Origin of the sequence: Amaricoccus sp. (assembly GCF_017995835.1) — a bacterium.
GTDB lineage: Bacteria > Pseudomonadota > Alphaproteobacteria > Rhodobacterales > Rhodobacteraceae > Amaricoccus.
Genome location: NZ_JAGOID010000051.1, coordinates 1 through 23,245 on the forward strand (window position 1 = coordinate 1; position 23,245 = coordinate 23,245).

Below are 23,245 nucleotides of genomic sequence, written 5' to 3' on the forward strand. Positions count from 1 at the left end.
GGCCGATGCCGACCTTGACTGCGTCGGCGCCCGCCCCGACCAGCGCCCGCGTCGCCTCGGCGGTGGCGACGTTTCCGGCGATGATCTGCACGCTGTTGCTCTCGCGCTTCAGCCGCTCCACCGCCTCGGCGACGCCGCGGGAATGGCCGTGCGCGGTGTCGATCACCACCACGTCTACGCCCGCGTCGATCAGCGCCAGCGACCGCTCGAAGCCCGCGTCGCCGACCGTGGAGGCGGCGGCGACCCGCAGCCGTCCGAGCTCGTCCTTGGTGGCGAGCGGGTTGAGCACCGCCTGTTCGATGTCCTTGATGGTCAGGAGCCCGGTGAGCCGCCCGCCCGCGTCGGTGACGAGAAGCTTCTCGATGCGCCGCGCCTCCATCAGACGCTTCGCCTCGGAGAGATCGGCCGGCTCGCGCAGCATCGCCAGGTTCTCGGCGGTCATCATGGCGCTGACCGGGGTGGCGTCGTCGCTCGCGAATCGCATGTCGCGGTTGGTCACGATGCCGACCACGACGCCGTCTTCCACCACCGGAAATCCGGTGATCCGGTAACGCTCCTGCAGCGCCTTGGCGTCGGCCAGCGTCTGGCCGGGGGTGAGCGTGACCGGCGCATAGACCACGCCGGAGACGAAGCGCTTCACCCGCCGCACCTCGGCGGCCTGCGCCTCCACGTCGAAGTTGCGGTGGACGACCCCGAGCCCGCCGGCCTGGGCCATGGCGATCGCCATGCGCCCGTCGGTGACGGTGTCCATCGCGGCCGAGACGAGCGGAATGTTGAGCCCGATCGACGGGGTAAGGAAGGTGCGGGTGTCCGCGGTCGCGGGCAGCACGTCCGAGGGCCCGGGCACCAGCAGCACGTCGTCGAAGGTCAGCGCCTCGCGCAACTCCATGGCGAACTCTCCGCGCAGCCGGGGGATGTGGAGTCTGTCGGTGGCGTCCTATTTCATGCGCCGCACGAAAATGGAAGGGAGGGTGACCTGGATCAATGTCCGTTCGGGCGCGCTCCTGCACGCATCATGGAAGAGATCCGGCGGGCGTGCTAAGCTGTCGGAGAGCGTCGGAGTCGAGGTCACTGTTCATGCCCGCAGCCTTCAATGCGCCGTACCGGCGGCTGGTCAACCGGACGCGGGACCGCAGTCGCGCCAAGGCGTTCCAGCTCTGGGTCAAGGGCGACGTCGATCGCCACATGGCGCGGCTCATCGCCGCTGGCGACGTGCGACCGCTGCCGGACCCCGAGGTCCGGCGGATCCGCGAATATGCCCACGAAGTCTTCGGGAGCGCCGCATACTTCCCCTGGCTGCACTTCTATTCGGTCTGGAACGGCCGGTTCCGCGAGGGCTGGGTCCCGGAGGACTATTTCCAGGCCGTGGCGATTCCGTTCATCAACGGCGCCTACCACAAGATCTGCCAGGCTCGCAGCCTGCAGCGCCGGCTGATTGGCGACGACCCCTCGATGCCCGACATCGCATATTTCGTCGGTGGCGAATGGTTCGACCTCACCGGTGCGCGAGTTGGTCGGGGCTGCGTTCCCTCCATGCTCTTCGGCGACGCCAACGAGGTCTGCATCAAGGCCGAACAGACGATCTGGGGTCGCGGCGTCTCGTTCGAAACCCGCGAGGGCTTCGACATCGACCGGGTCGAGCGCCAGGGCAACTTCGTGGTGCAGCGATTGATCCGCCAGGCCGAATGGTTCGATCCGCTCTCGCCTGCGGCAGTCGCGACGATCCGCGTCGCGACTGGCAAGGTGAGCGGGCGGCCGCCGCATGCCGTAGGCGCCTTCATTCGCCTCGGCTTCGGCTCGGAGCGCGCGATCGGCAAGGCCTCGATCGAAGTCCCCATCCTCGACACCTCGGGCGTCCTTGCGCCCTACGCCGTCAATGTCGACTGGCGTCGCTATCCGCGCCATCCCGAGACCGGAAAATCCTTCGACGGCCTCGTCATCCCCGAGTACGATCGGATTGTCGCGCATTGCCTCGCGCTCCACGACCGCCTGCCGCAACTCGGCTTCGTCGGCTGGGACGTCGTCGTCGACCGCGACGGGGCCGTGCGGGTGATGGAGTTCAACACCGCCCATCCCGAGACGCGCCTGATCGAGATGGTCACCGGCCCCTGCTTCCGCGAGTTCGGCCTCGAGCGATACAAGGAAATGACGCGCAATGATGTCTGGGCCTGAGCCACTTGCGGTGTCTCCGCATGCACGCGGCGTCGAGCTGACAATTCGGCGGGCGATGCCGGATGATGCGCTGTCTTGCGCGCAACTGCTGCTGATGGCGGCGCACGGTATGGCAGAAGCCGTCTTCAGCGATCTCGTTCCCGGGCTGTCGACGGAGCAGATCATCGCCTCACACCGAATAGAGCCGGAAGGACGACCGTCTTCTCACACCAACTGGTGGGTCGTTGAGGGCGACCACTCCGACATCGCCGGCGGAATGAACGCATACGCATTGAGGGAAGTTTTCCGGCCATCTCGCGAGGAGGTGCTCACCGATGAGCGAATCAGGATGCTTCGCCCGATGATCGAACTCAATGCCGAGGCGACCGGCACGTTCTACATCAACGCACTCGCCGTGTTCCCGGAATATCGTCACGCTGGTTTCGGGCGGCGGTTGATCGCGCTTGCTGTGCAGGGGGCTCGCGAAGCCGGCATGGCCGCTGTGAGCCTCACCACCTTCGAAGACGACCGCCGACTGGTCTCGTACTATCGCAAGATCGGATTTGCCGCCGTTGCCTCTCGACCGCTCCAGCCGCACGCGCGCCTGCAAGCAAAGGGCAATGTCATCCTGATGAAAATGCCGATCGATGACGGGGCCGCGCCCAGCGGATCAGGGCCCGGCTAGACCAGAACCGCAAGATGCGGTCCAGGGACATGTATGCCGGACCGCGAAAGCTATCGCGCGGATCTCGTGCGACGTAGCGCCCCGACCTCTCCGCTCACTGCCCCATGGGGGCCAGGGGTGCGACCAGCATGTCGGCGCCCTGCTGGATCAGCGACACGCCGCCCGCGAACAGCCCCCGCTGGCGCGATTCCTCGAGCACGTCGATCCCGTTGTCGCCGAGCCCGCGCAGGAGCCCGATCAGTTCGGGAGAGCGGGCAAGCGCGAAGTGCCCCATGCCGCCGCCGGCATCGACGTTGCTGAGGTCGATCACCGTCACGTCGTCGATGCCGAGCTCCTGCGGCGAGGAGATGGCGCCCACGCGCGGGGTCCGCTCGGTCCGCACGATTCTCGCGAGCATCAGAGCCCGGTCGCGGGTCGATACCACGACGAAGATCGGGGCGCCCCTCGCGACAACCGGTGGCGCCTGTGTGCGGAACACGTCGATCTCGATGTCGGGCGACAGCAGCAGAACGGCGTTGATCCGCGCGAAGACCTCCGGATAGCCGAATCGCGCCATCGTCCGCAGCGTCTCCATCATCAGGAGCGCGCCCATGGAATGCGCTATGAGGTTGATTTCGCGGGCATTGGTCCTCGTCAGCGCCGCGATCGTGCTCTCGAGCGCGTCGCGGGAGTAGAGCACGCTCTCCCGGTCGTAGATGTAGCCCTTGGTCGAGGCGGCGGAGGGCCAGGCGAACTGCACCGGCGCCGCGCGCTTGCCGTAGTCGGCATAGATCTGCGCGTGCCGGTAGAGCCCCTCGGCGAAGTTGGTGTTGAACCCATGCACGAAGAGGCTGACCCGCCCCTCGTAGCCGGGGTTCGCGGCGAGCGAGGCGTTGACCGCCTGGATGAACGCGGCCTCGCCGGACAGACGCCGGGCGCGCAGCGTGGCGAAGTCGGTCGCGAGATCGGGCGGCTGCTCGTCGGGGAACTTCACCGAACCCACCGCGCGGTCGGGCGGCACCCAGACGTCGAAGGTTGCGAAGGTCGGCGGCGTAGCGCGGGCGCGCGTGAAGATCGGCTGCCCCTCGACCTCGCGCCGCGAGGTGGCGACGATCATGTGCGCGACGGTCCCGTCCAGCCCGACGGGCGCATCGACCATTGTGATCGCGCCACGCGGGCCGCATCCGGCCACGAGCCCGGCGGCGGCGAGCGTTGCGAAACGTCGGCGCGTGAGTCGCGTCATCGGAGGCCCCGTTGGTGGTCGCGGCGCATCCTAGGACCGGAGCCGTCGTCGCGCCAGCGGCTGCGGCGGGCTGGCGATCCATAGCCCGGCGTGGTAGCCGCGTGCCATGACAGCACCCTTCGCCCCGGACTTCATCGCCGCCGTCCGCGCCGCCGAGGGCGCGCTCCGGCCGATCTTCGATCCCACGCCCCTCCAGCGGAACGACTACCTCAGCGCCAAGCACCGCGCCGAGGTCTGGCTGAAGCGCGAGGATCTGACCCCGGTCCGCTCCTACAAGATCCGCGGCGCCGCCAACGCCATGCGCAAGGCGCTCGCCGCCGACCCCGCCCGCCGACGCTTCGTCTGCGCCTCCGCCGGCAACCACGCCCAGGGCATGGCCTTCGCCTGCCGCCACTACGGGACCGAAGGCGTGGTCTTCATGCCGGTGACGACGCCGCAGCAGAAGATCGACAAGACTCGCCAGTTCGGGGGCGGCAACGTCGAGATCCGGCTCGTCGGCGACTACTTCGACAACACGCTCGCCTCGGCCCAGGCCTATTGCGTGCAGGCCGGGGCGACCTTCCTGCCGCCTTTCGACAGCGCCGACGTGATCGAGGGCCAGGCGACCTGCGCGGTCGAGATCCTCGACCAGCTGCCGGAGGGCGTGACCGCCGACGTGCTGGTCCTGCCGGTCGGCGGCGGCGGGCTCGCGGCCGGCATGGTCCGCGCCTTCGACGCGCTCTCTCCCGGGACCGGCTTCCGCTTCGTCGAACCGGCCGGCGGCCCGAGCCTGCGCGCCGCGCTCGAGGCCGGCGCGGTCGTGACGCTGCCGAAGGTCGACAATTTCGTCGACGGCGCCGCGGTGGCGCGCATCGGCGAGCTCAACTTCGCCGAGCTGAAGCGGTTCGCGCCGCAGGACGTGCTGATCGCCCCGGAGGATCGCATCTGCGGCACGATGGTCGAGCTCCTCAACGTCGAGGGTATCGTGCTCGAACCCGCGGGCGCCCTCTCGGTCGACGCGCTGCGCGACATCGACCTTGCAGGCCGCACCGTCGTCGCCGTCGTCTCGGGCGGGAACTTCGACTTCGACCGCCTGCCGGACGTCAAGGAGCGCGCGCTGCGCTTCGAGCGGCGCAAGAAGTACTACATCCTCCGCCTGCCCCAGCGCCCGGGCGCGCTTCGCGAGTTCCTCGGCGTCCTCGGCCCTCACGACGACATCAGCCGCTTCGAATACCTCAAGAAGTCCGCCCGCAACTTCGGCTCAGTCCTGCTCGGCATCGAGAGCGGCGGCCAGGCGGACTTCGACGGGCTCGAGGCCCGCATGACTGCGGCGGGGTTCGCGTTCCAGGACATCACGGACGATACGGTGATCACCAGCCTGATCATCTGATACCGGCGGGGCTCACGAAACGACTCGCGGCCCCTTTTCACCTGCAACATTTTTATCGTGTGTATTCAGATGGTTGGCATACCTGTCACGCGTGTTAGTCCGTGTTTCGCCGGGTGGCCTGGCAGACGCGCCGGCATGACCGGACCGCCTGTTTCCCGCGCATGCCGCGCCGCGCAACCCGTCGCGCCGGGAAATTTGCATTGCGCAACTCCCCCGGGGCGAGGCAATGTCCGGCCACGCGGGAGGCCCCAATGATCTGCGTCTTCATCCAGCTCCGCTGCCATCCGGGACGGACCTACGAGGTAGCGGATGCGATCTACGATCGCGAATTCGCCTCGGAGCTGTTTTCGACGTCCGGCGACTGGGATCTGATCATGAAGGTCTACATCCCCGACGACGAGGATGTCGGCCGATTCGTGAACGAGAGGCTGCGCGACATTCCGCATGTCGAGCGGAGCCTGACGACCATGACGTTCAGGGCGTTCTGAGCCATGGCCGAGCAGATCGTCGACTGGGACGACGCCTACGCCAACACTCCCCACATTCCGGAGGGCGAGGCCTATCCCGACCGCTGGAAGGAGGCCGCCGCCGCCTTCCGCGCCGGGCTCGCCGCGGATCGCCGGCGCGAGGGGCTGCCCTACGGCCGCGACCCGCGCGAGACGGTCGACATCTTCCTGCCCGAGGGGACGGCGCCGGGGGTGGTCGTCTTCGTTCATGGCGGCTACTGGCTGCGCTTCGACCGCAGCTGCTTCTCCCACCTCGCCGCGGGCGCGCTCCAGCGGGGCTGGGTAGTGGCGGTCCCGAGCTATCCGCTCGCCCCCGAGGCGCGCATCTCGGCGATCACCGCGGCGATCGGCGGGGCGGTAACGCAGATCGCCGCCGCGATGCCGGGCCGGATCGTGCTCGCCGGCCATTCCGCAGGCGGCCACCTCGTCACCCGCCAGATCTGCGAGGGCGGCGGACTGCCCGAGCGCGTGGCGTCCCGGGTGGACCGCGTCGTCACCATAAGCGGCCTGCACGACCTGCGGCCGCTGCTGCGGCTCGCGCTGAACGCCGACCTGCGCCTCGATCCGGCCGAGGCGGACGCCGAGAGCCCAGCGCTGCTCTACCCGCGCGCCGGCTCCCGCGTCCACGTCTGGGTCGGCGACCAGGAGCGGCCCGAGTTCGTCCGCCAGTCGACGCTGCTGGCCAACATCTGGACCGGCCTCCGCGCCGAGATGGAACAGACCATCGCCCCCGGCCGGCACCATTTCAGCGTCATCGAGCCGCTGACCGAGCCCGACTCGGACCTCGTCTCCGCGCTCGTCGGCTGACGGGCCGGCGATGCGGACCGAGACGCGCGTCGCGGTCATCGGCGGCGGCGTCGTCGGGGCCTCGGTCCTCTACCACCTCGCCCGCGCCGGCTGGACGGACGTCACCCTGATCGAGCGATCCGAGCTGACCTCCGGGTCGAGCTGGCACGCCGCCGGCGGCTTTCACACCCTGAACGGCGATCCCAACGTCGCCCGGCTCCAGGCCTACACCGTCGGCCTGTATCGCGAACTGGAGGAACTCTCGGGCCAGTCCTGCGGGCTGCACCTGACCGGCGGCGTGATGATGGCCGACAGCCCGGAGCGGATGAACTTCCTGCGCCTCGCCCACGCCAGGGGCCGCTGCCTCGGGATGGAGACCGAGCTGATCACGCCCGCCGAGGCGAAGGCGATGTTCCCGCTGATGGACGAGACGAACTTCGTCGGCGCCCTCTGGGACCCGGTCGAGGGCCATCTCGACCCCTCGGGAACCACCCACGCCTACGCCAGGGCGGCGCAGAAGCTCGGCGCGACGATCATCCTGCGCAACCGCGTCGTCGAACTGACCCAGGACCCCGACGGCATGTGGAACGTCGTCACCGAGCACGGCACGATCCGGGCCGAGCACGTGGTGAACGCCGGCGGCCTCTGGGCGCGCGAGGTCGGCCGCATGGTCGGGCTGGAGCTGCCGGTCCTCGCCATGGAACACATGTATCTCCTGACCGAGCCCATGGCGGAGGTCGCGGCCCACAACCGCGCCACCGGGCGCGAGCTGGTCGGCGTCATCGACTTCAAGGGCGAGATCTACACGCGGCAGGAGCGCGAGGGGATCCTGCTCGGCACCTACGAGAGGGCCTGCAAACCGTGGTCGCCCCGGAGTACGCCGTGGGACTTCGGGCACGAACTCCTGCAACCCGACCTCGACCGCATCGCGCCCTCGCTGGAGGTCGGTTTCCGGCATTTCCCGCCGCTGGAGGCCGCGGGGATCCGGCAGGTGATCAACGGACCGTTCACCTTCGCCCCCGACGGCAACCCCCTCGTCGGCCCGGTTCAGGGGCTGACCAACTTCTGGGTCGCCTGCGCGGTGATGGCGGGGTTCAGCCAGGGCGGCGGCGTCGGGCTCGTGCTCGCGAACTGGATGACGACGGGCGACCCCGGCCACGACGTCTTCGGCATGGACGTCGCCCGCTTCGGCGAATGGACGAGCCTGCGCTACACCAACGCCAAGGTCCGCGAGAACTACGCGCGCCGCTTCTCGATCCGTTTCCCGAACGAGGAGCTGACCGCCGCGCGCCCCGCCCAGACGACGCCGCTCTACGACGTGATGACCCGCGACCGTGGCGCGGTGATGGGCGTCACCTGGGGGCTCGAGGTTCCCCTCTGGTTCGCGCCCCGGGGCGTCGAGCCGCGCGACGTCCTGTCGTTCCGCCGCTCGAACGACTTCGCCCATGTCGGCGCCGAGGTCCGCGCCACCCGCGGCGGCGTCGGCGTCACCGAGATCGCCAACTTCGCGAAGTATGCGGTCGAGGGGCCGGGCGCCGAGGACTGGCTGAATGGCCTCCTCGCCAACGCCATGCCGCGCCTCGGCCGCATCGCTCTCGCCCCGATGCTGAACGAGGCCGGCAAGCTGATCGGCGATTTCACCGTCGCCCGCGCCGCCCCCGAACGCTTCCTCGTCTGGGGCTCCTCTGCCGCGCAGATCCACCACATGCGATGGTTCGAGCGACGACTGCCGCCCGACGGCACGGTGCGCGTGGAGCGCATCGGCCAGCGCCTCGTGGGCCTCATGATCGCCGGCCCGCGCTCCCGCGACCTCCTCGCCGAGCTCGTGGACCACGACGTGAGCGGCGACGCCTTCCGCTTCATGGACCATCGCGCCATGGACGTCGCCGGCTGCCCCGCCCTCGTCAACCGGCTCTCCTACACCGGCGAGCTCGGCTACGAGATCTGGGTCGAGCCCTGCTACCTCCGCACCCTCTACGGCGCGATTCTCGAGGCGGGCGGCCCGCTTGGCCTCGTCGATTTCGGTATGCGCGCGCTGCTCTCCATGCGGCTCGAGAAGGGGTTTCCCACGTGGTTCGCCGAGCTGCGCCCGATCTACGGCCCCTTCGAGGCCGGGTTGGACCGCTTCGTCGACCTGGGCAAGCCCGCCTTCGTCGGTCGGGCGGCCGCCGCCCGCGAAGCGGAGGAGGGGCCGCGGCTGCGCCGCGTCACGCTCGTCGTCGACGCCCTCGACGCCGACGTCATGGGCGACGAGCCGATCTGGGCCCGCACCGGCCGCGACTGGGTCGCGCCGCCGCACTGCACGGGCCCCGACCGCTTCGACGCGTCGGGGTCCGCCGTCCCCCGTTCCGACGCTCGGCGCGATGGTCCGTGGCGCGTCGCCGGCTGGGTGACCTCCGGCGGCTTCGGCCACCAGGTCGGCCTCTCGCTCGCGCAGGGCTATCTGCCGGCCGAGTTGGCGGTCGAAGTCGCGGACGGCACGTTCGAGGTCGAGATCCTCGGCCGCCGCCGCCCTGCCCGCATCGCCCTCACGCCCCCGTGGGATCCCGAGGGACTCCGGATGCGGAGCTGATGCGAATGGCCCTCGACCCTGAACCAGGGCAAGAAGGCGCGAAGCCCGCTTGCCCGGTCGGGGCGGGGCAAGCGGCGGTGGAAAAGGCGGGGTTCTATCCGGCTGGAACGCGGCTGGACCGCGCTGGCGACTGTACTGGCAGTCAAGCGGCGAACCCGCTTTTCTCGAAGGTGATGTCCTCGCGGATGAGCACGTTTGCGATGGTGGCGAGTCGGTGGCCGGTTGCGACGATGGCGACCTCTCTGGTGGACGAGACCTGTGGCATGCTGCGGGGACCGCCGGCGGAGAGGTCGGGCTTGTCCTTGGTGCCATAGAGGCACCACCGTTTCCTCCTCGCCCTGCACCTCGGCCAGATCGACGCGCTCGCCGCCGCCATCGACCCCGAGATGGGCCGCGACCTCGGGCCTTTCCGCGAGGCGGTCGCGCGCCTCGCCACGATCCCCGGCACAGGTCGAACTCGCCGCCGAGGTCATCCTCTCCGGAATCGGCCGCGACATGGGCCGCTTCCCCACCGCGGGCCACCTCCTCTCATGGGCCGGCCTCTGTCCCCACAAGAGCGGGGGCCGAGCGCCGCTCCACCTCAAGAAGGGCGCGCCTGGTTGAAGACCGCCCTCGTCCAGGCCGCCTGGGCGGCGGTCGAGCCCCTCGGATTCAAATGCTCGATCTCAACCGTGGAGCCAGTTTCTGTCTAGGTCGGCGGCGAGTTCGCGCCCGGCGATGTCGAGGAGGGCGCGGACGTGCGGGGCGAACGAGCGCCAGACGGTCAGGTGGAAGCGGACCTGCGTCTCGCGGGTGAGCACCACCTGGGCGGTGTCGAAGACCGTGCGGGCCCCGGAGCCCACCGGCATCCGCGCCAGGTCGCGGGGGCAGCCGGTGGCGAGGAGATCGAGGACCGCCGGCCCTTCGAGCGCATAGGTGATCTCGCGGTCGGAGACCTCGACGGCGCTGTGGGGCGCCGCGATGCCGGCCACCGTCGCGAGGACCGCGGCGCGGTCGGCCTCGGGCGCCTCGATCAGCCATTCGTCGGGGCCGAGGCAGAGGGCGGTGCGGGCGCCCTCCGCGCTGCGGGCGCCGATGGCCGTGGGCAGCGCGAGGCCGGCGGCGGCCGGATCGGCGATGCGGAGCGAGATCCGGGTTGTCGGCGGCAGCTCGGCGACGGTGACGCCGGAGGGGGTTGCGATGGTCATGGCTCGCTCTCCTCTCAGGCGCTCAGCCGGGCGTTCTCGGGGTCGTGGAACGCCGTGCTCTTCACGACCTTCACGGCGATGACTCCCTCCGGCATCGGCACGTGCAGGGTCTCGCCGTCCCGCGCCCGGCCGTCGGCGACCACGGCCATGGCGATCGACCGGCCGAGGGCGTCGCTGCGGTAGGCGGAGGTGACGTGGCCGAGCATGGTCATCGGAATCGGTTGGGTCGGGTCGGCGACGATCTGCGCCCCCTCCTGCAACACCACGCTGGGGTCGTCAGTCAGCAGGCCGACGAGCTGCTTGCGGCCCTTCGCCACCATGTCGGGACGCGTCAGCGATCGCTTGCCGACGAAGTCGGGCTTGGCCTTGCCGATCGCCCAGCCGAGGCCGGCGTCGTCGGGCGTGAGCGTGCCGTCGGTGTCCTGGCCGACGATGATGTAGCCCTTCTCGGCGCGCATCACGTGCATCGCCTCGGTGCCGTAGGGGGTGATGTCGTACGGCCGGCCGGCCTCCCAGAGCCTTTCCCACAGCGCCCGGCCGTGACGGGCGGGGACGTTGACCTCGAAGCCGAGTTCGCCGGTGAAGGAGACGCGGAAGAGCCGGGCGGGGAGGCCGGAGACCGTGCATTCGGCGACCGCCATGTGCGGGAAGGCTCCCGCCGAGATGTCGAGGCCTTCGACGAAGGGTTCCAGCAGCTTGCGGGCATTGGGGCCTTGCAAGGCGACGGTGGCCCACTGCTCGGTGGTGGAGGTGAGCCAGACCTGGAGGTCGGGCCATTCGGTCTGGAGGTAGTCCTCCATCATGTTGAGGACGCGCGCCGCGCCGCCGGTCGTCGTTGTGACGTGGAAGCGGTCGGGGGCGAGCCGGCCGATGACGCCGTCGTCGCGGATGAAGCCGTCCTCGCCGAGCAGCAGGCCGTAGCGGCAGCGGCCTACCCCGAGCTTCGCCCAGGGGTTCGTGTACATCCGCTCGAGGAAGGTGACGGCGTCGGGGCCGACGACCTCGATCTTGCCGAGTGTGGAGGCGTCGAAGATGCCGAGCGAGGCGCGGGTGGCGCGGCATTCGCGGGCGACGGCGGCGTGCATGTCCTCGCCGGGCTTCGGGAAGTAGCGGGCGCGGCGCCAGAGCGCGACCGGCTCGAAGACGGCGCCGTGGGCCTCGGCCCAAGGGTCGATGGGGGTCTTGCGCATCGCCTCGAAGGTCGCGCCCTGGCGGTAGCCGGCGAAGGCGCCGAAGGTCGTCGGCGTGTAGGGCGGGCGGAAGGTGGTGAGACCGACCTGCGGGGCGCGCTTGCCCAGCGCGTCGGCGGCGATCATCAGGCCGTTGACGTTGGACATCTTGCCCTGGTCGGTCGCCATGCCGTTGGTGGTGTAGCGCTTGACATGCTCGATCGAGCGCATGCCCTCGCGGACTGCGAGGCGGATGTCCTTGGCGGTGACGTCGTTCTGGAAGTCGATGAAGGCCTTGGCGGCGGCGGGGTTGCGGTCGGTCGGCAGCTCGGTCAGCGTGACGCCAGAACCGGTGCGGTCGGCGGTGACCGTGTGGGGCTGCGCCTCGGCCTCGCGGCCGGCGTCGCGGGCGGCCAGCGCGCCGGCGGCGGCGCCGTCTTCCAGCGCGGCGGCGATCCCCCAGAGGCCGCGGCCGGCGCCGGCGATCCGCACGGCCTCGGTCGTGGCGCCGGGGATGTAGGCCTGGATGCCGGCATCCCAGTCGATCTTGCCCTGGGTATGGGAGAAGAGGTGCAGGCAGGGCGTCCAGCCGCCGCACATCAGCACGGCGTCGCAGGCGATGTCGCGCGCCGCGCCGACTGCGCCGTTCTCCATGCGGTTCACGCGCAGGGACTTCACCCGAAGCCGGCCGGAGGTCCCCGTGACGGTGCGGCCGAGCAGGGTCTCGATGCCGAGCGCATGGGCTCGGTCGGTGAGCGCCGGATCAACGGTGTCGCGGACATCCACGATGACGGCGGGCCTTGTCCCGGACTCGGCGAGGTCGAAGGCGATGTGCCACGCCGAGTCGTGGGCGGTGACGACGGCCGGGCGGTCGCCGACCCTGACGCCGTAGCGGTTCAGGTAGGTCTGGGCGGCGCCGGCGAGCATGACGCCGGGGCGGTCGTTGCCGTCGAAGACCAGCGGCTTCTCGAGCGCGCCCTGGGCGAGGACGACCTCGCGGGCGCGAACCTTCCACAGGCGCTCGCGGGGGGCGCCTGCCGGGGGCGCGGCGAGATGGTCGGTCAGGCGCTGGCAGAGACCGACGAGGTTCTGGTGGTAGTAGCCGATCGCGGTCGTCCGGGTCATGACCGTAACGTTCGGCAGGGCGTTCAGTTCGGCGACGGTTGTCGCGAGCCAGTCCCAGGCCGGCTTGCCGTCGATGACGACCGACGGCTCGGAGAGCAGCGCGCCGCCGGGCTCGGCGTTCTCGTCGACGAGCATCACCGCCGTGCCCGACCGGCCGGCTGCGAGCGCCGCGGCGAGGCCGGCGGGGCCGGCGCCGACGATCAGCACGTCGGTGTGGGCGAAGCGGCTGGCATAGGTGTCGGCGTCGGGCTCGGTCGGCGACACGCCGAGGCCGGCGGCGTTGCGGATGACCGGCTCGTAGACGCGGTCCCAGAAGGCGCGGGGCCACATGAAGGTCTTGTAGTAGAATCCCGCCGAGAACAGCGAGCCGAGATGGTCGTTGACGCTGCCGATGTCGAAGGCGAGCGACGGCCAGCGGTTCTGGCTGGTCGCCTCCAGCCCCTCGCGCAGCTCCTGGATGGTGGCGCGGGTGTTCGGCTCGAACCGGCCTGGGCCGCGCCGGGCGCCGACGAGCGCGTTCGGCTCGTCCGATCCGGTGGAGACCGGCCCTCGCGGGCGGTGGTACTTGAACGACCGCCCCATCAGGTGGACGCCGTTGGCGAGCAGCGCCGAGGCCAGCGTGTCGCCGGCGAGGCCGGTGTAGCTCTTGCCGTCGAAGGTGAAGCGGACCGGCCGGGCGTGGTCGACGCGGCCGCGGTTGGGGAGGCGGTAGCGGGTCATTTCGCGTCTCCCTTAAGGGTCGCGACGTCGGGACGCGGTTCGCCGGCCCTGTAGGTGGCGAGGAACTTGTCGCCGACGGTCTCGCGCACGGCGTTGAAGAAGCGGGCGCAGCCGTTGACGTGGCGCCAGCGCTCGAAGTGGACGCCCTTCGGGTTCGACCGGATGAACAGGAAGTCGCGCCATTCCTCGTCCGAAAGCCCGGCGGGGTCGGCGGGGCGGGCGATGTGGGCCTCGCCGGCATAGGCGAACTCAAGCTCGGGAAGCTCCAGCTCGCAGTAGGGGCAACGGATCAGCAGCATCGATTGTCTCCCTAGTGCGCGACGGCGGCGGCGGCGGCCTCGTCGATCAGCCGGCCGGTGGTGAAGCGCTCGAGCGTGAAAGGCGCGTTGATCGGGTGCGGCTCGTCGCGGGCGACCGTGTGGGCGAGGACATGGGCGGCGCCGGGGGTGGCCTTGAACCCGCCGGTGCCCCAGCCGCAGTTGACGTAGAGGCCGGGCACGGGCGTCTTGCCGAGGATCGCCGAGCGGTCGGGGGTGACGTCGACGATGCCGCCCCATTTGCGCAGCATCCGCATGCGGCGGAAGATGGGGAAGATCTCGCAGATCGCCGCCACGGTATGCTCGATCAGCGGCAGGCCGCCACGCTGGGAGTAGCTGACGTACTGGTCGGTGCCGGAGCCGATCACCAGCTCGCCCTTGTCGGACTGGCTGATGTAGGCGTGGACCGAGTTCGACATGACGACGCAGGGAAAGATCGGCTTGATCGGCTCGGAGACCAGCGCCTGCAACGGGTAGGACTCGAGCGGCAGGCGGACGCCGGCGGTCTCCATCACCACCGAGGTATGGCCGGCGGCGGAGACCGCGACCTTCTTCGCGGCGATGAAGCCCCTGGCGGTCTCGACGCCGGTGACCCGGCCGTCCGGCCCGCGGCGGATCGCCGTCACCGGGCAGTTCTGGATGATGTCCACGCCGCGCGCCGCCGCGCCGCGGGCGTAGCCCCAGGCGACCGCGTCGTGGCGGGCGGTGCCCGCGCGGCGCTGGAGCGCGGCGCCGAGCACCGGGTAGCGGGCAGAGGGCGAGATGTCGAGCGGCGGGCAGAAGGCCTTGGCCTCGGCCGCGCTCATCCAGACGTTGTCGACGCCGTTCAGGCGGTTGGAATGGACGTGGCGCTGGAAGGACTGCACATCGTGGACGTTGTGCGCGAGCATCATCACGCCGCGCTTCGAGTACATGACGTTGTAGTTCAACTCCTGGGAAAGGTTCTCCCAGAGGTCGAGGGCGTGGTCGTAGAGCTTCGCGCTCTCGTCGTAGAGGTAGTTCGAGCGGATGATCGTGGTGTTGCGCCCGGTGTTGCCGCCGCCGAGCCAGCCCTTGTCGATCACCGCGACGTTGGTGATCCCGTGCTCCTTCGCGAGATAGTAGGCGGTGCCGAGGCCGTGACCCCCTGCCCCGACGATGACGACGTCGTAGGCCGCCTTGGGCTCGCGCTCGGGCCATTGCGGCGTCCAGTTCTTCTGGCCGGTCAGCGCGCCCCTTATCACCTGCGCGAGGGAGAAATGCGTCATGCGGACCTCCGAGATTCCGCGCCTCTATAGCGGATCCGCGCAAGTCGGACCTGTGTCCATGCGACATTCGCGTTGTAAGCTCGCGACGGAGGTGAGCGATGGCCCAGCTCAATGTCGGATTCATCCTCGCGCGGCGGTTCACGCTCTGCGCCCTCGGCAACTTCGTCGACGTGCTGCGGCTCGCCGCCGATGAGGGCGACCGCTCGCGGCCCATCCTCTGCGCCTGGCGGGTGCTCTCGCCGACAATGGAGCCGATCGCGTCGAGTTCGGGCATCGTCGTCCAGCCGGACGAGCGGCCGGGGGACGACCCGACGCGGTTCGACTACCTCGTCGTCGTCGGCGGGCTGGTCGACGAGGTCGAGAACCTTCATCCCGACATCGTGCGCTTTCTCGAGCGCGCGGCGGCGGCCGGCGTGCCGCTGGTCGGGGTCTGCACCGGCGCCTTCGCGCTGCACCGCGCCGGGCTGATGCAGGGCTATCGCGCCTGCGTCAGCTGGTTCCACCACGAGGATTTCCTCGAGCGCTTCGACGGACTGAAGCCGGTCAGCGACCAGATCTTCGTCGTCGACCGCGACCGCCTGACCTGTTCGGGCGGGGTCTCGGCGGCGCATCTCGCCGCCTTCATCGTCAGACGCCACCTCGGGACGGCGCGGGCGGCCAAGAGCCTGCACATCATGATCATCGACGAGGCGGCCGCCGAGGAGCCGCAGCCGGGGATGCCGCTGGCGCTCGTCACCGAGGACGCGCTGGTGCGTCGGGCGCTCCTCGCCATGCGGCAGTCGATCGGCGCGCCGCTGTCGATCGGCCGGGTGGTCGCCCGGCTGGGGGTGGGCCGGCGCAAGCTGGAGCGACACTTCCGCGACGCCCTGGGCATGACCCCGCTCGAGGCCGACCGACTGATCCGGGTCGAGCAGGCCAAGCACCTGCTGGTGACGACCAGGCGCTCCGCCACCCGGATCGCGACCGAGACCGGCTTCTGCGACCTCTCCCACATGATCAAGGTCTTCCGCGCCGCCGAAGGCACGACGCCGGACGCGTTCAGGAAGAGGCGGATATAGCGGAGCGCTGCTGCAACTGCGGCGCCATCGTGCGATGCTTGAGCCGCTGCCCGCGCGCCGGTAGCATTCGGCCGATCGTGGCGAGGGGCGGCGAGCGGTGGACGGCTGGATAACGCTCGACGATGAGGCCCTGACGTTTCGCTTTCCGGCGATCCCGGAGGACTACCGCGCCCTGTTCTGGCTCCTCGGGTTCGCGGCGCTCCTCATCGTGGTGCTGAAGGGAGCCGAGGCGCTGTCGCGCGGCTCACCTGTGGCGTCGGGTTCGCGCCGCTACCGCGCCACGACCGGATTTCTGCAGCGGCACTACGTCAAGCTGATCTTCGGCGCTGCAGGTCTCGTGGTCGCCTGGGCGCTGCTGATCGGACTGTGGCGGGTGCCCAACCTGGTCGGCGATCTGCTTCAGGACCTGAAGGGCGCGACGGCGACGGGAGATTCGAACGCAACCCGCAACATCATCGTGGCGCTGACGGCGGTGCTCGGCGGCATCGCCATCATCGGCACGGTCATCGTCCAGTCCATCCGGGTCTGGATCAACGAGCGCACGGCCCGGACGGCGGAGGAGAACCTGACGACCGGCCTGATCAACAAGGCGGTCGAGGGGCTGGGCGCGGAGAAGCAGATCGACACGTTCTGGCGGGTGGTCCGCTACACGCTCGACGGCAAGGAGGACGGCGCGCTCGAACTCCGCGGCGAGGCGCCGCTCCTGCCGGCGGGGGCCGAGGTGACCGGCTACGGCGACTGGGAGGCCGGCACGCGGACGGTCCCCAACATCGAGGTCCGCCTCGGGGCGACCTATACGCTGGAGCGGATCGCGCAGGACAACGACCGCGACCACATCCGGGTGATGGAGATCCTCTGCGCCTATCTGCGCGAGAATGCGCCGGCGGGCGCGGCGGCGGACCATGGCCTCGGGGAGTGGCCGGAATGGTCCGAGGGGGAGGCGCGGGCCGGCAGAGATGCCGCAATAGCCGTCCGCCGACAGGATCTCGACAAATGGGTCGCGGCGCTTCCGCGTCCGCGAACTGACATTCAGGCTGCCATCGAGGTGATCGGCCGTCGCACGCCGTGGCAGGCCGAGATCGAGCGGGCGCAGCGACATCGTCAAAGCGACGAGCCGTACAGGCTCGATCTGACCGGAGTGAACCTGCGCCGCGCCGACCTGTCCAGCCTCGATCTTGCGCGCGCGCTTCTCGGCGAGGCGCGGCTGGAGGGGGCGGACCTCCGCGAGGCGCGGCTGGAGGGGGCGGACCTCCGCGAGGCGCGGCTGGAGGGGGCGAACCTCCGCGGGGCGCGGCTGGAGTGGGCGGCCCTTCGCGAGGCGCGGCTGGAAGGGGCGGATCTCCGCGAGGCGCGGCTGGAGGAGGCGGACTTCCGCGAGGCGCGGCTGGAGGGAACGAACCTCGCCGGGGTGCAGCTAGAGTCGGCGGCGCTCGTGGCGGCGCGGCTGGAAGGGGCGGACCTCCGCGGGGCGCGGCTGAACGGAGCGCACCTGACGTGGGCGAGTCTGGAGGGAACGGACCTCCGCGAGGCGAGCCTGGAGGGGGCGAACCTCGTCGGGGCGAGGCTGGAGGGGGCGAACCTCGTCGGGGCGGAGCTGAAGGGGGCGATCCTTGCCGAGGCGCGGCTGGTAGGGGCGAAACTTCGCTTGGCGCGGCTGGAGGGGGCGGACCTCTCTGGGGCGGACCTTCGGAGTTCGACGTGGGCCGGCGCGTCATGCCGGGCTTCGCCAGCCCAGTCTGCGGATCTTCGGGGCGCGGAAGGCCTGACGCAAGACCAGCTCGAAAATCTGATCGGGAACGAGGACACGCTGTTGCCGGATCCGAGTGAGACCGGCAAATCGTTCTACGTCTGGTCCTGCTGGGAGACGCCGCCGAAGGGGTTCGACGCCCTGGTCGAGCGGGTCGCCCGGTTCACGGGAGTAACGGAGGAGAAGATTCGCGCCGCGTTCCTCTGCGGGCCGGGCAATCCCCGCCACACGACCGGCAAGCCGTGGCCGCTCGACCAGCCGCGGCCGGAGGGGCATCCGCTCGGGCCGTGAGTGGCCCGTCGCTGCGACGGGCGGAGCGCATCCGGAGCCGATGCGGCCGCGTCCTCCTGAGCCGCGAGGCGATGCCGGCGGGCTCATGAAGCGACTCGCGGACCTTCTTTCGCATCCAACCTCTTTATCTTTATAAATCAATATGTTACCCTATGTATCACGCGTGTTAGCCCGTGTCGCGCCGGGCGGATTGGCCGCCGCGCCGGCATGTTGCCGGTCGCTCGACGCCCCGGGCGCCCTGCCTCGGGCCGCGGTCGGGCCGGGCCTTCGACGGCGCCGGGGACGCGCGGCGGCATTGCCCGAGGCCGGGCAGCCGGGATAAGCAGGGGCGACCGCCAGCGACGGAGCCCGCACATGCCCACGCCAGAACCCGAGACCATCGAGGTCACGAAGACGCGCATCGCCTGCGACGGCGGGGCGGGGGCGCTCGGGCATCCGCGGGTGTGGTTGCAGATCGACCCGGAGGTCGGCTCGGTCGAGTGCGGCTATTGCGACCGCAAGTACGTGCTGAAGGAAGGCGCGGAGCACGGGGCGGACCACTGAGCGTGGACGGCGCGGCGGGCTTCGGGCCGGGCAGCCATCTCCAGCTGATCGACGGATCGGGGTACATCTTCCGCGCCTATCACGCGCTGCCGCCGCTGACGCGGAAGTCGGACGGGCTGCCGGTCGGCGCCGTGGCCGGCTTCTGCAACATGGTGTGGAAGATGCTCGCCGAGTTGAGCGGCGACGAGGCCCCGACGCATCTCGCCGTCGTCTTCGACAAGTCGGAGCACACGTTCCGCAACGAGATGTACCCGGACTACAAGGCGCACCGGCCGCCGGTGCCGGAGGATCTCGTGCCGCAGTTCGGGCTGATCCGCGAGGCGACGCGGGCCTTCGGGCTGCCCTGCCTCGAGATGGCGGGGTTCGAGGCCGACGACCTGATCGCCACCTACGCCCGGCTCGCGCGCGAGGCGGGGGGTCGGGTGACGATCGTCTCGGCCGACAAGGACCTGATGCAGCTCGTCGCGCCGGGCGTCGAGATGTACGACACGCTGAAGGCGCGGCGGATCGGCCGCGACGAGGTGATCGAGAAGTTCGGCGTGCCGCCGGAGCGGGTGGTCGACGTGCAGGCGCTCGCGGGCGATTCGGTCGACAACGTGCCGGGCGCGCCGGGGATCGGGATCAAGACGGCGGCGGCGCTCATCGCCGAATACGGCGATCTCGACGGGCTGCTGGCGCGGGCGGGCGAGGTGAAGCAGCCGAAGCGGCGCGAGACGCTGATCGCCCATGCCGAGCAGATCCGCATCTCGCGCGACCTCGTGACGCTGCGCACGGACGTGGAGGTGGAGGAGCCGATCGAGAGCTTCGGGGTGCGCGACCCCGAGGCGGGGCGGCTGATGGGCTTCCTCGCCGGGATGGAGTTCCGCACGCTGGCGGCGCGGGTGGCGCAGCGGCTCGGGGTCGAGGCCCCGACCGGCGGGCCGGCGCCGCGGGCGGCGCGGCCGGCGGGGACGGATGCCGAGGCGGTGACGCTCGACCGCACGCCGCGGGTGGGCCGGGCGCCGGGCGCGCCGGACCTGCCGCCAATCGCGCGCGGCGGCCACGCGATCCTGCGCGACGCGGCGACGCTGGCGGACTGGGCGGCACGGGCGATCGAGGCCGGCGTGGCGGCGATCGCAGTCGAGACCGACGGCGCGGACGAGATGCGCGCGGGGATCGTCGGCATCGCGCTCTGCCTCGGACCGGGCGAGACCGCCTATGCGCCGGTCGGGCACGTGACCGGGGCGGGCGACCTTTTCGCGGCGACGACGCGGGTCGAGGGGCAGATCGGGATCGACGCGGCGATGGCGGCGCTCGCGCCGATGCTCGAAGATCCCGGCGTGCTCAAGGTCGGGCACGACCTGAAGCGGGCGGCGAAGGCGCTGGCGCGGCATGGGGTGCGGCTCGGGCCGGTCGACGACACGCAGCTCATCGACTACGCGCTCCATGCCGGGCTGCACGGGCACGGGCTCGACGGGTTGTCGCAGGAGCATCTGGGGTACGAGTGCATCCCGCTGAAGTCGCTGATCGGCGGGCGGGGGCCGAAGAGCCTCGACGCCGCGGCGGTCGAGCCGGTGGCGGAGTACGCGGCCGAGGGGGCCGAGGTGGCGTGGCGGCTGTGGCGCACGCTGAAGCCGCGGCTGCCGTTCTCGAAGGTGACGCGGGTCTACGAGACGATGGAGCGGCCCCTCGCGCCGGTGCTGGCCGAGATGGAGGTGGCCGGCGTCCGGGTCGACCGGGCGCGGCTGTCGCGGCTGTCGGGCGACTTCGCGCAGAAGATGGCGGGGCTCGAGGACGAGATCCACGCGCTGGCGGGCGAGAAGTTCAACATCGGCAGCCCCAAGCAGCTCGGCGAGGTGCTGTTCGAGCGGCTGGGGTTCGAGGGCGGCAAGAAGGGCAAGACCGGGGCATATGGCACCGGCGCGGACGTGCTGGAGGAGTTGGCCTCGCTCGGTCACGAACTGCCGGCGCGCGTGCTCGACTGGCGGCTGGTGTCGAAGCTGAAGTCGACCTACACCGACACGCTTCAGGCGGCGATCAACCCCGAGACCGGGCGGGTGCATACGTCCTATTCGATCGCCGGCGCCGCGACGGGGCGGCTGGCCTCGACCGACCCGAACCTGCAGAACATCCCCGTCCGCACCGATGAGGGGCGGCGGATCCGCGAGGCGTTCGTGGCGGAGGCGGGAAACGTGCTCGTCAGCCTCGACTACTCGCAGATCGAGCTGAGGCTGCTCGCGCATATCGCCGACATCGCCGAGCTGAGGGAGGCGTTCCGACAGGGGCTCGACATCCACGCGATGACGGCCTCGGAGATGTTCGGCGTGCCGATCGAGGGCATGGACCCGATGGTGCGCCGCCAGGCCAAGGCGATCAACTTCGGGGTGATCTACGGCATCTCCGCCTTCGGGCTGGCGGCAAACCTGCGCATCCCGCGCGACGACGCCAAGCGGTTCATCGACGCCTATTTCGAGCGGTTCCCGGGGATCCGCGCCTACATGGACCGGACGCGCGCCTTCGCGCGGGCGCACGGCCATGTCGAGACGGTGTTCGGGCGGCGGGTGCACACGCCGGACATCAACGCCAAGGGGCCGGCGGCCGCCTTCGCCTACCGCGCCGCGATCAACGCGCCGATCCAGGGCTCGGCGGCGGACGTGATCCGGCGGGCGATGATCCGGGTGCCCGACGCGATCCGCGGCCTGCCGGCGCGGATGCTGTTGCAGGTCCACGACGAGCTGTTGTTCGAGGTCGGGGAGAGCGCCGTCGAGGAAACGGTGGCGCGGGTGCGCGCGGTGATGGAGGGCGCGGCGCTGCCGGCGGTCGAGCTATCGGTGCCGCTGGTGGTGGACGCGGGCTCGGGCCCGAGCTGGGCGGCGGCGCATTGACGGCGCTCGCGCTCGCGTAGTCCGGCGTCAGCCGCCCCCGCCAGTCGCCGAGTTCGGCGATCAGGGCGGAGGCGGAAAGCAACGCGGTCATGGCGGCTACATCTTCTCGCCGGGCAGGCGGCTCGCCTGTCGGACCCAGTCGGAGAAGCGCGCGGCGTCGACCGACTCGCCCTCGTGGATGTGAAGGTAGCGCACCTGTGGCTGCTTCGAGGGGACCGGCGGGGGCGGGTCGAGCCCGGCGCCGCGATGGAAAGCCACCTTCACGTAGCGATCGAAGCAGTGGAAGCTGAGAAACCACGTCTCGCCGTCCATCCCGTAGAGCGGCGAGTTCCACTTCACCGCCTTGCGGACCTCCGGAACGGCGGCGACGATCAGCGCGTCGAGACGCCGGCCGACGGCCTGCTTCCAGCCCGGCATCGCTGCAACGTAGGCCTGCACGGGGCCGTCGCCGTAGCCCTTGGGGATCTGCGGATTGCCGCCGGACAGAAGGCGCGGCCCGGGGTCCCTGTCCGTCATCGCCTCAGAACCGGAAGAACCGCGACGCGTAGGGCGCGACGAAGCCCGCCTCGGTGGCGAGAAGGATCGCCTCGCCGACGGCGCCCTGACTGCGGAACGGCCCGATGAACACCCGCCGCCCGAGGCCCTGGGCGCCGATGCTGGTCGCGCGGATGCCGAACCCCTCGAAGAAGGCGACGGCGCGGGCCGCCTCGGCGTCGCTCGTCACCGTCCCGGCATGGACGCTGCCCGGGCGCGGCGCAGGCGGGCCGCTGTCGGCGAGGCGCCAGCCCTCGGCGCGGCGGGCTGCCGCCACGGCGTCGAGGCCGGCGAGATCTCGCGGCCGGGTCATGCAGTCGTTCTGCACGAGCAGGCGGCGGTACTGGGCGAGGGGCCAGGGCGTGCGCTCGCGCCCGGTCCATGGATCGCGGACCTCGCTCGGCATGGCGTTGGCGTAGATGTCGTACTGCTGGAACAGGCCGACGCAGTTCGCCCTGTCGCTGGTCTGCTCGGGAATCCCGGCGCAGGCGGCGACGAGGACCGCACCCGCCGCCAGCGCGAGGGCCGCGCGCCGCATCAGAAGAACTTCGGGTACGGCGCGACGAAGCCGGCGCGCAGCGCCACGCCGGTCGCCTCGGCGAGCCCGCCCTCGGTGGCGAAGGGGCCGATGAAGATGCGCCGGCCAAGATAGGGCGCCCCCTGGCTGCGCACGCGGTAGCCCATCGCCGAGAAGAACTGCCGCGCCTGCAACTCGCCGGAATAGCCGGTGACGATCCCGACCATCAGCGAGGTCGGCCTGATCGCCGGCCCGTGCTCGCCCTTCAGCTTGCCGTGCAGCTCGCCCGCGACGGTCGGCATCAGCGCGATGTCGTCCCAGTCCGTGATGCAACCGCCCGCGCGCAGGCGCTGGATGGCGTTGCTGGTCGCGGGCGCGATCACGCCGTCCCGGCCCCAGTCGCTGTTGGAGAAGGTCGTCGTCGCGCGGTCGTAGGCGCGAAAGCGGTTCAGGCAGGTCTGGTCGACGCCCGGCGAGGCGGCAAACGCGGCGCCCGCCATGGCGAGGGCTGCGACTGCGATCGGGATGGCCTTGCGCATGGCGCGAACTCCTTGTCGAGCCTCGGCCCCGAGTGTAAGCCCCGCGCCGGCCCGGGACAACGGGCTGTGGCGAGGAGCGTTCCCGCGATGGAGAGA

The 23,245-nt window shown here is 70.7% G+C and carries 20 protein-coding genes; 11 read left to right on the plus strand and 9 right to left on the minus strand.

Going from position 1 to position 23,245, the window contains the following annotated elements; translation table 11 throughout:
• A partial coding sequence (locus KBA23_RS09605; protein ID WP_290739979.1) for an IMP dehydrogenase occupies nt 1-889 on the minus strand: 889 nt, incomplete at its 3' end.
• Nucleotides 890-1,077: 188 nt separating this feature from the next.
• On the opposite strand from KBA23_RS09605, the gene KBA23_RS09610 reads away from it, so the two are divergent.
• Entirely contained in the window at nt 1,078-2,172 is a 1,095-nt protein-coding gene (locus KBA23_RS09610; RefSeq protein WP_290739982.1) for a sugar-transfer associated ATP-grasp domain-containing protein, read from the plus strand.
• A 10-nt stretch (nt 2,173-2,182) separates the two neighbouring features.
• Nucleotides 2,183-2,836 (plus strand): GNAT family N-acetyltransferase, encoded by a 654-nt coding sequence (locus KBA23_RS09615; RefSeq protein ID WP_290739985.1) that lies wholly within the window; start codon nt 2,183-2,185, stop codon nt 2,834-2,836.
• Nucleotides 2,837-2,930: 94 nt separating this feature from the next.
• Here the strand turns inward: KBA23_RS09615 and KBA23_RS09620 are convergent, their stop codons facing one another.
• A complete protein-coding gene (locus KBA23_RS09620; RefSeq protein ID WP_290739988.1) occupies nt 2,931-4,058 on the minus strand; it encodes an alpha/beta hydrolase in 1,128 nt (375 codons plus the stop codon).
• 106 nt (nt 4,059-4,164) lie between these two features.
• On the opposite strand from KBA23_RS09620, the gene ilvA reads away from it, so the two are divergent.
• The 5 genes from ilvA to KBA23_RS16850 all read left to right on the plus strand — a co-directional run bounded on the left by ilvA (nt 4,165) and on the right by KBA23_RS16850 (nt 9,894).
• A complete protein-coding gene (gene ilvA, locus KBA23_RS09625; RefSeq protein WP_290739991.1) occupies nt 4,165-5,427 on the plus strand; it encodes a threonine ammonia-lyase IlvA in 1,263 nt (420 codons plus the stop codon).
• A 251-nt stretch (nt 5,428-5,678) separates the two neighbouring features.
• The gene (locus KBA23_RS09630) at nt 5,679-5,915 is read left to right on the plus strand and encodes an Lrp/AsnC ligand binding domain-containing protein (protein WP_290739994.1); all 237 of its coding nucleotides are present in this window, start codon (nt 5,679-5,681) and stop codon (nt 5,913-5,915) included.
• Between the two features lie 3 nt (nt 5,916-5,918).
• Complete coding sequence (locus KBA23_RS09635) at nt 5,919-6,740, plus strand: alpha/beta hydrolase (protein WP_290739997.1); 822 nt, start codon at nt 5,919-5,921, stop codon at nt 6,738-6,740.
• Between the two features lie 10 nt (nt 6,741-6,750).
• Nucleotides 6,751-9,291, plus strand: a complete 2,541-nt coding sequence (locus KBA23_RS09640) for an FAD-dependent oxidoreductase (protein WP_290740000.1) — start codon at nt 6,751-6,753, stop codon at nt 9,289-9,291.
• Nucleotides 9,292-9,549: 258 nt separating this feature from the next.
• Complete coding sequence (locus KBA23_RS16850) at nt 9,550-9,894, plus strand: transposase (protein WP_366935306.1); 345 nt, start codon at nt 9,550-9,552, stop codon at nt 9,892-9,894.
• A 62-nt stretch (nt 9,895-9,956) separates the two neighbouring features.
• Here the strand turns inward: KBA23_RS16850 and KBA23_RS09645 are convergent, their stop codons facing one another.
• The 4 genes from KBA23_RS09645 to KBA23_RS09660 are packed head-to-tail and all read right to left on the minus strand — an operon-like array spanning nt 9,957 to nt 15,056.
• Nucleotides 9,957-10,478 (minus strand): sarcosine oxidase subunit gamma, encoded by a 522-nt coding sequence (locus KBA23_RS09645; RefSeq protein ID WP_290740003.1) that lies wholly within the window; start codon nt 10,476-10,478, stop codon nt 9,957-9,959.
• Nucleotides 10,479-10,492: 14 nt separating this feature from the next.
• Nucleotides 10,493-13,492, minus strand: a complete 3,000-nt coding sequence (locus KBA23_RS09650; protein WP_290740006.1) for a sarcosine oxidase subunit alpha — start codon at nt 13,490-13,492, stop codon at nt 10,493-10,495.
• The gene (locus KBA23_RS09655; RefSeq protein ID WP_290740009.1) at nt 13,489-13,791 is read right to left on the minus strand and encodes a sarcosine oxidase subunit delta; all 303 of its coding nucleotides are present in this window, start codon (nt 13,789-13,791) and stop codon (nt 13,489-13,491) included. Before KBA23_RS09655 ends, KBA23_RS09650 begins: the two co-directional genes overlap by 4 nt.
• A gap of 11 nt (nt 13,792-13,802) precedes the next feature.
• On the minus strand, nt 13,803-15,056 hold the full coding sequence (locus KBA23_RS09660) for a sarcosine oxidase subunit beta family protein (protein WP_290740012.1): 1,254 nt from the start codon (nt 15,054-15,056) through the stop codon (nt 13,803-13,805).
• A gap of 98 nt (nt 15,057-15,154) precedes the next feature.
• Here KBA23_RS09660 and KBA23_RS09665 point away from each other — a divergent pair, with 98 nt between their 5' ends.
• The 4 genes from KBA23_RS09665 (at nt 15,155) to polA (ending at nt 21,559) form a co-directional block, all read left to right on the plus strand.
• A complete protein-coding gene (locus tag KBA23_RS09665) occupies nt 15,155-16,114 on the plus strand; it encodes a GlxA family transcriptional regulator (RefSeq protein WP_290740015.1) in 960 nt (319 codons plus the stop codon).
• A gap of 97 nt (nt 16,115-16,211) precedes the next feature.
• Complete coding sequence (locus tag KBA23_RS09670) at nt 16,212-18,152, plus strand: pentapeptide repeat-containing protein (protein ID WP_290740019.1); 1,941 nt, start codon at nt 16,212-16,214, stop codon at nt 18,150-18,152.
• Nucleotides 18,153-18,506: 354 nt separating this feature from the next.
• A complete protein-coding gene (locus KBA23_RS09675) occupies nt 18,507-18,695 on the plus strand; it encodes a zinc-finger domain-containing protein (protein WP_290740022.1) in 189 nt (62 codons plus the stop codon).
• A 2-nt stretch (nt 18,696-18,697) separates the two neighbouring features.
• Nucleotides 18,698-21,559, plus strand: a complete 2,862-nt coding sequence (gene polA / locus KBA23_RS09680) for a DNA polymerase I (RefSeq protein ID WP_290740025.1) — start codon at nt 18,698-18,700, stop codon at nt 21,557-21,559.
• A gap of 96 nt (nt 21,560-21,655) precedes the next feature.
• On the opposite strand, the gene KBA23_RS09685 is transcribed toward polA, so the two are convergent.
• Genes KBA23_RS09685 through KBA23_RS09695 form a run of 3 tightly spaced genes read right to left on the minus strand, consistent with a single transcriptional unit; the run spans nt 21,656 to nt 23,149 of the window.
• Nucleotides 21,656-22,075: a DUF1801 domain-containing protein gene (locus KBA23_RS09685; protein WP_290740026.1), complete on the minus strand. Its 420-nt coding sequence runs from the start codon at nt 22,073-22,075 to the stop codon at nt 21,656-21,658.
• A gap of 4 nt (nt 22,076-22,079) precedes the next feature.
• Complete coding sequence (locus tag KBA23_RS09690) at nt 22,080-22,631, minus strand: hypothetical protein (RefSeq protein ID WP_290740028.1); 552 nt, start codon at nt 22,629-22,631, stop codon at nt 22,080-22,082.
• A complete protein-coding gene (locus KBA23_RS09695) occupies nt 22,631-23,149 on the minus strand; it encodes a hypothetical protein (protein WP_290740031.1) in 519 nt (172 codons plus the stop codon). Before KBA23_RS09695 ends, KBA23_RS09690 begins: the two co-directional genes overlap by 1 nt.
• Nucleotides 23,150-23,245: the final 96 nt, after the last annotated feature.

Coding starts and splice junctions, on each gene's coding strand:
- KBA23_RS09695 (WP_290740031.1), bottom strand. CDS start 23,149: ATGCGCAAGGCCATCCCGATCGCAGTCGCAGCCCTCGCCATGGCGGGC.
- KBA23_RS09650 (WP_290740006.1), bottom strand. CDS start 13,492: ATGACCCGCTACCGCCTCCCCAACCGCGGCCGCGTCGACCACGCCCGG.
- KBA23_RS09685 (WP_290740026.1), bottom strand. CDS start 22,075: ATGACGGACAGGGACCCCGGGCCGCGCCTTCTGTCCGGCGGCAATCCG.
- KBA23_RS09630 (WP_290739994.1), top strand. CDS start 5,679: ATGATCTGCGTCTTCATCCAGCTCCGCTGCCATCCGGGACGGACCTAC.
- KBA23_RS09620 (WP_290739988.1), bottom strand. CDS start 4,058: ATGACGCGACTCACGCGCCGACGTTTCGCAACGCTCGCCGCCGCCGGG.
- ilvA (WP_290739991.1), top strand. CDS start 4,165: ATGACAGCACCCTTCGCCCCGGACTTCATCGCCGCCGTCCGCGCCGCC.
- KBA23_RS09690 (WP_290740028.1), bottom strand. CDS start 22,631: ATGCGGCGCGCGGCCCTCGCGCTGGCGGCGGGTGCGGTCCTCGTCGCC.
- KBA23_RS09675 (WP_290740022.1), top strand. CDS start 18,507: ATGCCCACGCCAGAACCCGAGACCATCGAGGTCACGAAGACGCGCATC.
- KBA23_RS09635 (WP_290739997.1), top strand. CDS start 5,919: ATGGCCGAGCAGATCGTCGACTGGGACGACGCCTACGCCAACACTCCC.
- KBA23_RS09660 (WP_290740012.1), bottom strand. CDS start 15,056: ATGACGCATTTCTCCCTCGCGCAGGTGATAAGGGGCGCGCTGACCGGC.
- KBA23_RS09665 (WP_290740015.1), top strand. CDS start 15,155: ATGGCCCAGCTCAATGTCGGATTCATCCTCGCGCGGCGGTTCACGCTC.
- KBA23_RS09655 (WP_290740009.1), bottom strand. CDS start 13,791: ATGCTGCTGATCCGTTGCCCCTACTGCGAGCTGGAGCTTCCCGAGCTT.
- KBA23_RS09610 (WP_290739982.1), top strand. CDS start 1,078: ATGCCCGCAGCCTTCAATGCGCCGTACCGGCGGCTGGTCAACCGGACG.
- KBA23_RS09640 (WP_290740000.1), top strand. CDS start 6,751: ATGCGGACCGAGACGCGCGTCGCGGTCATCGGCGGCGGCGTCGTCGGG.
- KBA23_RS09645 (WP_290740003.1), bottom strand. CDS start 10,478: ATGACCATCGCAACCCCCTCCGGCGTCACCGTCGCCGAGCTGCCGCCG.